This window comes from Halosimplex aquaticum (assembly GCF_028747785.1).
In the GTDB taxonomy this organism is placed as follows: Archaea; Halobacteriota; Halobacteria; order Halobacteriales; family Haloarculaceae; genus Halosimplex; species Halosimplex aquaticum.
In genome coordinates, this window is the sequence record NZ_CP118158.1 from 3,354,752 (window position 1) to 3,366,724 (window position 11,973).

The 11,973-nt window shown below is 66.6% G+C and carries 12 protein-coding genes; 4 read left to right on the top strand and 8 right to left on the bottom strand.

From position 1 onward, the window contains the following. Nucleotides 1–40 precede the first annotated feature (40 nt). Entirely contained in the window at nt 41–229 is a 189-nt protein-coding gene (locus tag PSC72_RS16815; RefSeq protein WP_274322577.1) for a hypothetical protein, read from the top strand. Nucleotides 230–647: 418 nt separating this feature from the next. Here PSC72_RS16815 and PSC72_RS16820 read toward each other — a convergent pair whose 3' ends face one another. Next, nucleotides 648–1,208 carry a hypothetical protein gene (locus tag PSC72_RS16820; RefSeq protein WP_274322578.1) on the bottom strand — a complete coding sequence of 187 codons (561 nt, stop codon included), beginning with the start codon at nt 1,206–1,208 and terminating at the stop codon, nt 648–650. Next, the gene (locus PSC72_RS16825; RefSeq protein WP_274322579.1) at nt 1,205–2,530 is read right to left on the bottom strand and encodes an NRAMP family divalent metal transporter; all 1,326 of its coding nucleotides are present in this window, start codon (nt 2,528–2,530) and stop codon (nt 1,205–1,207) included. The genes PSC72_RS16820 and PSC72_RS16825 overlap by 4 nt, the downstream gene beginning before the upstream one ends. Nucleotides 2,531–2,695: 165 nt before the next feature. Here PSC72_RS16825 and PSC72_RS16830 point away from each other — a divergent pair, with 165 nt between their 5' ends. Next, nucleotides 2,696–4,255 (top strand): hypothetical protein, encoded by a 1,560-nt coding sequence (locus tag PSC72_RS16830; protein WP_274322580.1) that lies wholly within the window; start codon nt 2,696–2,698, stop codon nt 4,253–4,255. 1,077 nt (nt 4,256–5,332) lie between these two features. On the opposite strand, the gene PSC72_RS16835 is transcribed toward PSC72_RS16830, so the two are convergent. Then, the gene (locus PSC72_RS16835; protein WP_274322581.1) at nt 5,333–6,106 is read right to left on the bottom strand and encodes an inositol monophosphatase family protein; all 774 of its coding nucleotides are present in this window, start codon (nt 6,104–6,106) and stop codon (nt 5,333–5,335) included. Between the two features lie 226 nt (nt 6,107–6,332). Here PSC72_RS16835 and PSC72_RS16840 point away from each other — a divergent pair, with 226 nt between their 5' ends. After that, complete coding sequence (locus PSC72_RS16840; RefSeq protein ID WP_274322582.1) at nt 6,333–7,421, top strand: exonuclease/endonuclease/phosphatase family protein; 1,089 nt, start codon at nt 6,333–6,335, stop codon at nt 7,419–7,421. A 126-nt stretch (nt 7,422–7,547) separates the two neighbouring features. Here the strand turns inward: PSC72_RS16840 and PSC72_RS16845 are convergent, their stop codons facing one another. The 3 genes from PSC72_RS16845 to PSC72_RS16855 form a co-directional block, all read right to left on the bottom strand. Then, nucleotides 7,548–7,769, bottom strand: a complete 222-nt coding sequence (locus tag PSC72_RS16845) for a hypothetical protein (protein ID WP_274322583.1) — start codon at nt 7,767–7,769, stop codon at nt 7,548–7,550. An 82-nt stretch (nt 7,770–7,851) separates the two neighbouring features. Then, the gene (locus PSC72_RS16850; RefSeq protein WP_274322584.1) at nt 7,852–8,481 is read right to left on the bottom strand and encodes a YIP1 family protein; all 630 of its coding nucleotides are present in this window, start codon (nt 8,479–8,481) and stop codon (nt 7,852–7,854) included. 173 nt (nt 8,482–8,654) lie between these two features. Further along, nucleotides 8,655–8,861 (bottom strand): hypothetical protein, encoded by a 207-nt coding sequence (locus PSC72_RS16855; RefSeq protein WP_274322585.1) that lies wholly within the window; start codon nt 8,859–8,861, stop codon nt 8,655–8,657. Nucleotides 8,862–9,046: 185 nt separating this feature from the next. Here PSC72_RS16855 and PSC72_RS16860 point away from each other — a divergent pair, with 185 nt between their 5' ends. Beyond that, a complete protein-coding gene (locus PSC72_RS16860; protein ID WP_274322586.1) occupies nt 9,047–9,898 on the top strand; it encodes a hypothetical protein in 852 nt (283 codons plus the stop codon). Nucleotides 9,899–9,911: 13 nt separating this feature from the next. On the opposite strand, the gene PSC72_RS16865 is transcribed toward PSC72_RS16860, so the two are convergent. Both PSC72_RS16865 and PSC72_RS16870 read right to left on the bottom strand, forming a co-directional pair. Beyond that, complete coding sequence (locus PSC72_RS16865; protein WP_274322587.1) at nt 9,912–10,979, bottom strand: ABC transporter permease; 1,068 nt, start codon at nt 10,977–10,979, stop codon at nt 9,912–9,914. Further along, nucleotides 10,966–11,961: an ABC transporter permease gene (locus tag PSC72_RS16870; protein ID WP_274322588.1), complete on the bottom strand. Its 996-nt coding sequence runs from the start codon at nt 11,959–11,961 to the stop codon at nt 10,966–10,968. Before PSC72_RS16870 ends, PSC72_RS16865 begins: the two co-directional genes overlap by 14 nt. Nucleotides 11,962–11,973 lie beyond the last annotated feature (12 nt).

Below are 11,973 nucleotides of genomic sequence, written 5' to 3' on the forward strand. Positions count from 1 at the left end.
TTGGCTGGCGTCTATTACCCGCCGCACCGTTCGAGCGCGTATGAGCTCGACGCTCGACGAGATGACCGAGGCGGACCACACGCGCAGACACATGACGACGCTCCTGCTCGAAGAGCGAGACGACGAGTGGGTCGTCACGCAGGGCGGCGTCGACGTCGAAGGCACGGGACGGACCGCCGCCGCCGCGGCCGCCGACTACTGCCGGAGAATCGAGAACGCCGAAGAGTGACCACGCGGCGGTCACGACAGACGCCGGGTTGGACCAGCGACCGTGTCCAGAACACCGCGCCGATCTCCTCGGCCAGGCCGGGCCGACGGTCTACTGCTACGGCCGTGGGCACGCCTACCGCGACGCTGATCCGCTCGACGGGGCTGAAACCTGATCCGTACCGGTGTCAGTTCGATCTCACTGGACCGCGCAGTCGCACCGAAGAGAATCCGGTTCAAGGGCTAACTCGGCTATACAGGACGAATACAACGGCGACGATATCGTCCCCAGCGAGTGTCACGAGACGAAGGGCCGGACTCCCGAGGCTATCGAGACCGTCCTGCGCCAGAACGTCTCGCTCACCGACTGACTGGAGGTATCTATCACCGGCGGGGCCGCTCGTTCGCTCGCCGATCCAGCCGACTTAGACGCCCGGCCGTCACTGGTGGCCGAGCGCGACGGTTCGGTCGGCCCACGCTCGCAGCCGCCGGACGACGCCGCGTTCCCGCACCGACACCGGGTCGTCCGTGCCGAGTTCGTCGCTCTCGAACGCGTTGAGAACGGCCGCTTCGGCCGTGTCGCAGTAGTCGAGTAACTGATCGACCTCGTCCGGCGCGTGCTGGAACCCGATGGTAGCGTCGTTCACGAAGACGGCGGCCGGGTCCGCGGGTGCGGCCGCGATCCGGTCCGCGACCGCCGCCGCGTTCTGTCGGGCGAGTTCGCGCAGTTCCGGTTCGCTCTCGCTTTCGGACCGCGGGGCGTGCGCGTCCACCGTTCCGACCCAGACGTCGGCCGGGACGTCCGTGTACCGTTCGAGCCGTCGACCGAGGACGGTCCCCTCGTGTTCGTACTCCGGACCGAACTCCAGGAGCACGACGCCGGTCGGTCCTTCCCGGTCGATCCACGCCTCCAGGGCGCGAGCGGTGAGCCGCGTCTTGCCGGCCTGGGACGGGCCGACGATCAGCGTCGACCCGTCGAGCGGGAATCCGAGGTCTGTCACGCGAAGGCGCCCTCCCGTCGGACGTACTTCCCGAAGACACCGACCGTCGCCAGACCCAGGACGACCGCGAAGACGAGGATCGCTCCCGACAGTGGACCGAGGCCCGCGGCGACCTGCTCCCTGACGAAGTTCGCCGCGAGCGCCCCGGAGACGACCAGCAGGGCCAGTCCGGCGAGGTTGGCGACCGCGGAGTTCGATTCGGGGACCGCGGGCGAGTTGAGCAGGTACAGGACGACCGCGATCGCGAACGGGGTTCCGACGGTCCCGATGGCGAGCACGAGCGCCAACTGGCTCAGGACCGGCCCGCCGATGAACGCCCCCGGTGCCGAGAGGAGCGCCGCCGCGACGAGGAGTCCGCGGTACCGGTCGTCCTCGACGGTGGTCCCCCACCCGAGTTTGTCCGCGAGGAGGAACGGCGGGACGATCGTGTTCCCGCCGAGCGTCGAGACCGCCGCACCCAGGAGACCGAACAGGAAGAGCCACTCGGCGAACCGTCCGGCAAACGGCCCGAGCGCCTGTGCGGCTTCCACGGTCGAGAGGTCGCCGGAGGTGAGGACGCTCGCCGTGACGAGGTAGATCGCGACGCTGTAGATCCCGAAGGCGACGAGCATCGACGCGACGACGTCGAACGTCGCGAGGTCGTAGTCGTCGGCGGTCCAGCCGCGTGCTCGCATGGTGTAGGAGTGCATCGTTATCAGGGTGATGTGGACCGCGCCCCCGAGGATGCCCGCCGCGACGAGCGCGCTCCCGGACGGCAGCGACGGGACGAGTCCGCCGACGGCCGCGCTCGCATCGATCGGGACGACGAACAGGGACGCCACGAACGCGACGACGACGACGCTGACGAGGAGTTTGGCGACGGTTTCGAGGAATCGGTAGCCCCGCGTCGCGAGTCCCGCGGCGAGGACGACGGCCCACACGACGCCCCAGACGCGGCTGTCGACGCCGGTGACGGTCGCCGAGACGCTCGCGACGGTCTTCATGATCAACAGCTGGGCGACGCCGGCCGCGACCACCACGTCGAGGACGAGCAGCCAGGCCCAGGTGTCGCCGAGCCGGTCCGCGACCACGCCCACGATACCGCGCTCGGTGAGCACCCCGAGGCGCATCGCGAGGTACTGGGCGAACGCGCCGGCGACGGCGGAGAGGACGACGACCCAGAACAGCGCGTAGTCGAAGGCGCCGCCGCCGGTGATCAGCGACCCCATCGTCGCCGGGCCGGCGGCGATGGCACCGGCGACCCACGACGGCCCCATGTTCGAGAGATACGACCTCACTCGGCCGACCGAGGCCGCCCCGCTGTCGCGTGTCGATGTTTGCATACCACGGGGTCGGAACACGGGCGGTATGAAGGTTTCTACACGGTAGTACCACTCGGTTGTAGGTTTCGGCGGAGGCCGGATCGGCCGCAGTGGCGACCAAGGCGCCGCTCGACTCGCGCTCGTACACTCCAGAAAACACTTTGAGTCGCGTCCGAAGGGAACCGTATGAACCGACGGACGTTCCTCGCGGCGGTCGGCGCCGCGGGGCTCGGTGGCTGCTCGGGGTTCGGCGATCCGACCACTGAAACCGCGGCGACGGCGCCTGCGGAGTCCGACGCGTCGACTCCGACGCGGGCCCAGGGGGCAAGCCCGAACCCGACCTCGACTCGGGAATCGCCCGCCGGCACGGCGACGACGCCGGGAGACGACTCGGGCGTCGCAGCGGCGAGTATCGTCGACCTGGAGCCGACCGACCGGACGTACGCGCTGGCGCCGACGCGGTACCGGACCCCCGACGAGGGGAAAATCACGGCGCGGTTCGCCTCGACGGCCACGGCCGAGTCCCCGGCGACCCTCTCCGCGTCGCTCGAAAACGCGAACGACTTCGCGAACACGTTCCGGATCGAGTGGACGCCGCCGTTCGGCCGCCTCTCCAGCAGGGTCCCGGAGCCCTTCGCGGACACGGACGCGCTCGCCGACGCCACGCACCGCGCTGGTCTCGTCCTCGCGCCGACGGCGAACCACGAGCTCGTCGACGACCCGCCCGAGTTCGAGCGCGACGACGACGGCTACTGGCGCCTGGCGACCGGCGTCGACCAGTGGCTCCCCGAACGGGTCCGATTGGACCCGGGGGAGACGGTACACGGGGAGTACGCCGTCGTCGGGCATGCCGACGGCGCCGGGGAAGGGCGGCCCCCCGGCGTGTACGAGTTCCGCGGGCGGTCCGATTCGACGCTCCGGATAGCCGTCTGGGAGACGGGGCGCCCCGGTCCCGAGGGGGGCTCGCGGTTCGAGCAACAGACGCTCCCTCCGATCTCGGAGGAGGCGTCGACAGCCTGGTTCCACGACGCCGACGCGACGACTGGCACGTACCTGCGCCCGGATCGGGAACAGGCCCGGCTGCCGGCGCAGGTCGCGTTCACCGTCGTGAACAAGTCCCGGTCGACGACCGGGTGCGGTCACTGGAGCCTCTACAAACTCGACGGCGAACGGTGGTACCACATCGGCCCGTACGTCCACACTGCGGACTGTCGCCAGCTCCGCCCGGGCCAGACGAAGTCCTGGACACTCAACGCCGACGGCGGCGAAGCCCTCCCCCCTATCGGGCACGGAAACGGTGCGAGCTTCGGGTTCCTCGGCGGCGGCGCGTACGCGGCTGTCGTCGGCTACGGCGGGCGAGCAGACCAGAGCGCGGCCCTCGTCGAACTCAAGGGCGACGAGGTGTCGATCGAACCGACCGACGACGTCACCTCCGAGCGATCGGACGCGACGGTGACGGTCACCTCGCCGCGGCGGGAACGCACCGACAACTCCGCCCCGGCGGAGCTGACGCTCACGAGTGCGGACGAGGCGAACCGGACCCTCGTCCCCGAGCAGGTGATGCAACGCCGATACCGGGGGCTCCGAAACACCGTCGGATTCGTCGAGGAGGCTATCGAGACTGTGACGCTCCGGACGAGCGAGCGAGTCGCCGAACGGGTCGTCGGTCACGACGCCGACCGACGGCGGTTCCGGATCCGCGGAACGGGGACGTACGAAGTCTCGATCGAACGGCAGTCCGCGTGAACGCGTCGTCATCGAACCGCCGTTCCTCCTCGTCCACGGCTCCACCGACCCCGTCGTTCCCAACCAATAGAGCGTCTCCCTCCGGGAGGTGCTCCGCGACGCCGGATCGACGGCGACGCTCTACACCTTCGATGGTGGAGGCCACGGCCACTTCGACGGCCCCGAGGTCCCTCGACTCACGGACGACTTCCTCGATCGACATCTACGCGGGAGCCAAGGCACCCGATTCGGCCCCTCGTCGGTGTTCGCCACGTTCTCACCGCCGAAAATCTCTGTCCGCACGAACCGCTGGAGGCGACGCTCAACGACCAGCCGCTGAAACAACCGAACTGTCGGCAGTCCGCGAACTGCACGTGTCGCGCTGTACCCGTCGAAGCGATCGGAGTCGCACTGGAACGACTCGCGAATCAAGACGAGAGTGCCACCGCCAATACGAGTGACGAGCGACGCCAGAGACGTAAAATTATATAGTTCACAGGTATAACTAAATTATTACACTATTCTGGGAAGCGGTGAAGTCAACTATCGGGGGACCGGGCGAGGTCCGATGTGCTTCACTCGCTCGAACGCCGAACTAAGAGTGAAATCGAGAAATCAATAATTCGACTCCCTGACGCGTAAAGCGCAGCGATTCTAAGCTTTGATGCGCTGGGCGCACGATCTCGCGCGTTCCGCTATTCGAAGTGATCCGTGAGACCGGTTGTGGCCGAGAGCGGATGATAAACGCCTATTTGTCGGCTATCAGGTCTGTTTTAGCTGATTTCTGCGGCCGCCGAGACTCCGATAACATTGTAACTCGATCGGGCGGGAATTCTGTTACTCTATCTCGTGATATTGCCCGTTCATCGATATCCTGATCGAGGAATTGAACGTACAGGATGAGTACTATATCCAGTTACTATAGTAGTTATTATATTACTGCTACCGACGAACCGGGGCCGAGTTACTCGATTGCGTGGAGACGGCAAGGTGCACGGTACGATGGGCGGCTGAGAGCACGCGGTCGCCCTGGTCTCGTGTGTTCAGAATGGCACACGGGATGGGTCGTCCTCCGGGTTGTGGGCTACACCTTTCCGTTCACTCGGGCGTGATCCCGGACGAGAACAGGACGACGAGTTCGCGGTGGATCTGGGCGTTCGACGCGAGGATCACTTCCTCGTTGCCGTCGGTGAACAGTTCCACGCGCGTCACTTCGCCGCCCGCCTCTTCGACTATCAGCGCGCCTGCGGTCGTATCCCAGACCGACAGCATCCGCTCGAAGAACGCGTCGAACCGGCCCGCCGCGACCATCGCCAGCTCGCTGGCGGCCGATCCGAACCGGCGGACCCCCTGTGTCATGGAGACGAGCGAGCGGAACGTCTCGAAGTCCCGGTCGTGCACGGACGCGGCGTCGAACCCCGTCACGACCAGCGCGTTCGAGAGCTCGGAGGTCTCCGACAGCGACAGCGGTTCCCCGTTGGCGTACGCGCCGTGGCCCTCGACAGCCGTGAACACGGTATCGGTCGGGATGTGGTAGACGACGCCGACGTCTTCGGTGCCGGCCCCCTCGAAGGCGACCGAGACGGCGTAGTGCGGGACGCCGTTCAGGAAGTTCGTGGTGCCGTCGAGCGGGTCGATGATCCACCGCGGCTTCGCCGTGTAGACCGGCGAACTCTCCTCGGAGACGGTGTTGTGCTCCGGAAACGTCTCCTCGATCACGTCCAGGACCGCCCGTTCCGCGATCAGGTCGCTCTCGGTCGTCCCCTCCGCTTCTTCCCGCGACTGCCCGGGGGTCGGGGAGTGCGACGAGAGCGCCTCCCCCGCCCGCCGCGTGGCGCGAACCGCCGTCCAGAGCTGTGGGTGAGTCCCCATGCCCTCGGCTGTCACCCGCGACACGATTTAGATTGCTATGAGGTCTCTGTTCCGCTCTATAGCCCCGCGCCGGGAGGGGCCAGTTCGGCTCGGTGACCAACCACGAATGTCGTTCGGAATATGACCGATCGGTATTCGAAAAGAGCTTTCTATTCGACACATGTATCGATTGGTTAATATTATAATGATTGTTTAGACGACGGTTCGTCCCGGACGGTGGTCAGAGATGACTGACCGAAGCGACATCACGGTCGACAGACGAACCGCTCTGAAAGCAAGCGCGGGCGCCCTCGGCGCGGGGGCTCTCGGGACGGTGGGCCTGGTCGACACCTCCCGGGCCGCCGCCGAATCGTACCGGTTCCTGTGGGTGAACTCGTGGCTGTCCAACGGAACCGAAGGAGTCGCCGGAATTCCCGTCGACATCGCGGCGAAACCCCAGTACGAACAGCGGGCGGAGGAACTGGGGCAGCGCCTCGGCCAGGACGGGTACGACATCGTCGGACTGTGCGAGGTGTTCGACGATCAACACGGGACCGTCACGGACAACTACGTCAGCGCGGCCGGGTCCGGCGAGTCCGTCTCGGGGCCAGCGGCCGACGGCGGCGAGAAGGGCGCCGGACTGCTGGATCTGGTCTCCGGCGTGAGCGTGACCGATCAGGCGACGCTGGAGTACGAGGCCGAACCGTCGGGGAACTTCACCTACGTCGACGCCCACGTCGGCAAGGGAGTGAACTACGCGGAACTAGACCTCGGACCGGGCAAGATAGACATGTTCACGTCCCACCTGGTCACCGGGTCGCTCCTGCCGTGGGCCGACAGCGGCGACGAGGACATCCCGGCGCTGCGCGAGCAGCAGATCGACGAACTGGGCGGGTTCGTCGACCAGCACGCGAGCGACGACGCCATCACCGTGGTCGCCGCCGACTTCAACATCGCGCCCGGCGACGAGGCCTACGACGCGCTGACGACCTTCGCGTCCGACCGCGATCTCTACGACGTGTGGGAGGAGCACGGCACCGGCCACGGCGGGACCGAGGACAACGCGATCTTCGACGGCTGTAACTTCGATCCGTCCGGCGCCCCGCCCGCGTACTGTCCCAACGACGACGCGGGCGAACGCATCGACTACGTCTTCATCGAGGAGTCCCAGTCGGCCCACGCCATGGACCTCACCGTCGACTCCGTTCGGCGCCGGGTGTTCTGGCGGGAACTCGCGCCGCCGGACCAGTTCTACGTCGACGACAACGAGGAAGAGCCGAACTACCTCACCGACCACGTGGGCCTAGACCTGTCGCTGAGCGCGACGTCGAACTGACGGCGACCGAACGAGACGGGCCGGTATCGGTCGTCCACGCGGTCTAGACCGGCCGGTACCACCGGTCGACGGCCGGCGCTCGCTTCCGGTACCGTCGAGTCGGGCCTGCTGCCACGGGCCGGGGATTCACCGGTAGGTGTACCAGGTGAGGCAAAACGCGGAGAGACCGACTGCGATCAGCGCTGCTCCCCAGATCGGGAACAACCCGGCCCACACGCCGGTCTGCATGACGTACCCCGCGAGGACGAACGCGAAGCCGCAGAGAGCGAGTCTGAGCGAGAACCTCCCCCAGATGTTCGAGAGCGCTTCCCGGATCAGTCCGAGCCCTGTCGTTTGATTCGTTCTCATAGCTGGCAAACGGCAGACGTGTCTGCAGTCGGTTGACAGTGAAATGTAATTTTCGGTGAGAGCGACGGGCCTGACCCGCTTCTCAGACGACCGCGACGATCTTCCAGAGGACGTAGACGCCGACCGTGATCCCGGAGACGATGGCCCCCTCGCGCCTGCTGATGTCGCTGGCCGTCACGAGGCCCGCCGCCCAGAGGTACCCGGTGACGAGGACGAACAGACATCCCAGTATCGTGGTCCCGATCAGGAGCGGGTCGCCTGCCGCCTGCGCCGTGAACTCGTTGAAGACCTTGTTCTCGTGTTCGATCCCGGGATACGGCGGCTCCGAGAGGGCCGCGTCCCGATACACGAGGTACTTCCCGCCGGCCCAGACCAGCGACGCCAGAATCAGCGGGGCCATTCCCCAGCCGACGACTCTGGTGAGATGCCCCATCAGGGGTCTCCCACCGATCAGACTCGATAGCACGTACAGCGCGGCGGTGAAGATCCCCCACAGGGCCAGTCCCCAGACGAGGTGGCCGATCCACAGCACCGTCAGCAGGTCGAGCACCCACTCGCTCTCCCGCGGGCCGAGCGCGTACGAGAACGCGATCGGGTGGAGGCTGAAACTCAGCGCCACGAGCGCGACGATCACCCCCGGTTCGTAGATACGGCCGACCGCAGACTTGCGCTCCAGGTAGTCCTCCGAGTCGGTGAGCAGACGGATGACCATGTCTCCGAAAATGACGACCTGTTATAAATATATTATGAATGGAGTAAGAGGTGTCTCTCCGGGAGGGAGATGCGCAGGCCGCGAAGCGGGTGCGGACCGCGGTCACCGTATTGATAGCGGCGACCGGAGGTACCGCCCTGCCGTGGTGCCACCGGATGGCTAATCTGGGTCTTCTAGAAGGGGTCCCAGCCGACCGAGATGACGACCACGGCACCGAAGACGGTGAGTACGGCCGGGACCAGCGCCATCACGCCCACGACGAAGGCCTCCTGGCCGGCCGCGGTCTGGCGATCGAGCTCGAGGAAGGAGAACCCGAGAATGAGGACGAACAGTACGGAACTCGTCAGGACGAACCGGACGAACGTCTGCCACGAACCCATTGTCGGCTCTGGATCAGCCGAACACATAAGCTTTCCTGAGAAGTCCCCGCCCGATGGTTCGGGACGGGCGGTGCGGTTGCGCCGACCCGAGCACGAATCGTTCGTGTGCCTCCGAGCGTGTTCCGGGCCGCGGTGGCGGGGTGCGTGGCATACGTTTTTGTGTCAGTGCCCGATACTCTCTCGCGATGGAAGTCGATCTCCGAGAGACCGTGGACCGACTGCGCCGTCCGGAGTACACCGGCGAGAACCGCTGCGGCCTCTGTACGGTCGTGAACCTGACGCTCGCGGTACTGCTGAGCGCCGGAATCGCCGCCGTTGCCTGGGCTCGGTTCGAACCGCTCTCGGCTGTCCTGACGAGCGCCCTCGGACTCTCCGCGTTCGTCGCCGCGATCTACTTCCGGGGGTACCTCGTCCCGAAGACTCCGGTGCTGACGAAACGGTACGCCCCGGACCGGATTCTGCGGCTGTTCGAAGCGGAGCGGCCCGAACCGCCGACGACCGAGGACGGGGACCTCGACGCGGAGGCGACGCTGCGGCGGGCCGACGCAGTGACGGACTGCGATCGCGCGGACGACCTCTGTCTCACGGACGGGTTCCGGGACGCGTGGAGGCGCCGCATCCGTCGGTCGCGGGAAGACGACACGCCGCGGGAGGAACTGTCGGCGGTCCTCGGGGTCAGTCCCGGTGCGCTGTCGTACGACGAACACGGCGACGCGTTCGTGGCGTTCTACGACGAGGAGCTGATAGGCAGGTGGGAGTCGTACGCGGCGTTCGTCGCCGACGTCGCGGCCGCGGACGAACTCCGGTCGCGGGGCCGGGGGTGGTCGGCCCTGACCGTCCGTCAGCGGAGCACCGTCCTGCAACGGCTTCGTGCGTTTCTGGAGGCCTGCCCGTCCTGTGGAGGGCGGTTACGCGCCGGGCAGGAGGTCGTCGAGTCGTGTTGCAGGTCGACCGACGTGGTCGCGATCGAGTGCGAGGACTGCGGCGCGCGACTGTTCGAAGCCCGCCAGCGAATCGAGCCCGAGCGACAGCGATAGCGCGAACTCGGGGCTACACCCAGGAGTCGGTGTTCTCGACGTCCTCGGCGCCTTCCTCGGGCGGCGACTCGTCGAGCTGCTGGATGTGCTTGGCCCTGACGCGCGGGTTGAACACGCGGTCGAGCGACTGCGACAGGAGGATCATGCCGATCGAGAGGACGACGATGACCGCCGTCGGGATCAGCAGCCAGTGGATGACGTTCGGGCGGAGGTGGGCGTTGTTCGAGTACGCGGTGTTCAGGATCGTCCCCCAGTTGGGGTCGGTGATCGGCAACACGCCGATGAAGTAGAGGCCGACGGCGCCGAAGAGGACGTTGCGCATCGCCTGGACGAGATTGACGGTGATGTACGGCAGCAGGTGCGGGAGGACGTCCCGCAGGATGATCTTCTGCTGGGGGACGCCGATCGTCCGCGACGCCTCGGTGAACGCTTCCGTCCTGATGCTCAACACCTGTGACCTGATCGCCCGGGCGAGCCCGGCCCACGCGGCGACCGTGAGTAACAGTCCGAGCACGTAGGGGTTCTCCGGCTGGATGATCGCCGCCAGCACGATGACCAGCGGCAGCCCCGGGATGTTGATGAAGATGTCCGTGATCGTGCTCAGCACGACGTCGACGGTCCCGCCCTTGTACCCGGAAACGGTCCCGAAGAGCGTCCCCATCGAGACGGTGAACAGCCCGCCGGCCGCCATCATCTGCAGTATCGGCTTGGTCGCGTAGACGTGCAGCGCGAGCAGGTCCCGGCCGAGGTTGTCCGTGCCGAGCGGATGCGCCCAGGTCTGGAGCGGTTTGACGAACCGCCCCCCGTCGTTCGTGCTCGTCGGCTCGACGAGCGTCGGGCCCAGGACGCCGACGCCGAGGTAGAACAGGACGATGGAGAGGCCGACCACCGCGCGCCAGTCGTGGGCCATGATCGAGAGCGGGCCGTAGACGTACTGGACGAACGCCCCCTTCAGCCTGGACTTGCGCGTCGTCTGGGTCCCGTCGTCGGAGGACTGCATCAGTATCTCGAACGGCGACGCGTCCTCCGTCCCCCCGTCGGTCTCGGGCGTCCCGTCGCGGCGGTCCTCAGAAGGCTTCACGCTGCTCACCCCCCGTCCGCGGATCGAGCTTCGAGTACGTGAGGTCGGCGACGAGCAGCGCGACGACGACGCAGATCGTGATGATCATGAAGACGCCCATCATCGTCGGGATGTCGCGCCTGTCGATCGAGTTCACCATCGTGAGGCCCATCCCTCGATACGTGAACAGGGTCTCCAGGATGACGGAGCCGCCGACCATTGACCCGAGCGAGATGACGAACCCGGTGTACAGCGGCAGGACCGCGTTGCGCGCGACGTACTGGACCGCGATCGTCGCGTCCGACAGCCCGCGGAGCCGGGCCACGCGCAGGTAGTCCTCGCCGAGCACGCGGATGCTGTTGCCCCGCATCGACAGCGACGCGAGGCTGCCGGACAGGACGAGCGATAGCGTCGGTAGGGCGGCGTGGTGGATGACGCCCTTCATGAACTCCCAGTGGAACCCGGGGTCGACGCCAGAGTACTGCCGTCCGGTGTACGGGAACCACCCCCATCGCACCGCCAGGAAGAGGATGAGATAGATGGCGAAGATGTAGTACGGGACGGAGCCGGCGATCATCGCGTACGACGTCAGGCCGACGTCTAGCTTCCCGCCCTCGTAGTACGCCATGAGCGCGCCGAGCACGATGCCGACGAAGAAGCCGATGAACGTCGCCCAACTCAACACGAAGATGGTCCACGGCGCGGTCTGTGCGATGATCTCGGCGACGGGCTGGTTGTTCCACATTGACTCGCCGAGGTCGCCGGTCAGCGTGTTGCCCATGTAGTGGAAGTAATCGACGTAGATCGGCCGGTCCGGTTGCGTGTTCAGGAACTGCTCGACCCGCCGTGCGATCTGCCTGTCGGACAGCCCCTCCCGCTGGAGTTGGACTCGCAGCGTGTTCGCCGGCCCGCCCGGCATCACGCGGACGAGCACGAACGAGAGCGAGACCACCGCCCAGACGGTTATCAGCGCCTGCAGTATCCGCTGAGTAATCCACCTCATTGAAAAAACGTC

Excerpts from the sequence above, each read along its gene's own strand:
- PSC72_RS16870 (WP_274322588.1), bottom strand. The coding sequence starts at position 11,961 with ATGAGGTGGATTACTCAGCGGATACTGCAGGCGCTGATAACCGTCTGG.
- PSC72_RS16830 (WP_274322580.1), top strand. The coding sequence starts at position 2,696 with ATGAACCGACGGACGTTCCTCGCGGCGGTCGGCGCCGCGGGGCTCGGT.
- PSC72_RS16845 (WP_274322583.1), bottom strand. The coding sequence starts at position 7,769 with ATGAGAACGAATCAAACGACAGGGCTCGGACTGATCCGGGAAGCGCTC.
- PSC72_RS16815 (WP_274322577.1), top strand. The coding sequence starts at position 41 with ATGAGCTCGACGCTCGACGAGATGACCGAGGCGGACCACACGCGCAGA.
- PSC72_RS16835 (WP_274322581.1), bottom strand. The coding sequence starts at position 6,106 with ATGGGGACTCACCCACAGCTCTGGACGGCGGTTCGCGCCACGCGGCGG.
- PSC72_RS16860 (WP_274322586.1), top strand. The coding sequence starts at position 9,047 with ATGGAAGTCGATCTCCGAGAGACCGTGGACCGACTGCGCCGTCCGGAG.
- PSC72_RS16850 (WP_274322584.1), bottom strand. The coding sequence starts at position 8,481 with ATGGTCATCCGTCTGCTCACCGACTCGGAGGACTACCTGGAGCGCAAG.
- PSC72_RS16825 (WP_274322579.1), bottom strand. The coding sequence starts at position 2,530 with ATGCAAACATCGACACGCGACAGCGGGGCGGCCTCGGTCGGCCGAGTG.
- PSC72_RS16855 (WP_274322585.1), bottom strand. The coding sequence starts at position 8,861 with ATGGGTTCGTGGCAGACGTTCGTCCGGTTCGTCCTGACGAGTTCCGTA.
- PSC72_RS16840 (WP_274322582.1), top strand. The coding sequence starts at position 6,333 with ATGACTGACCGAAGCGACATCACGGTCGACAGACGAACCGCTCTGAAA.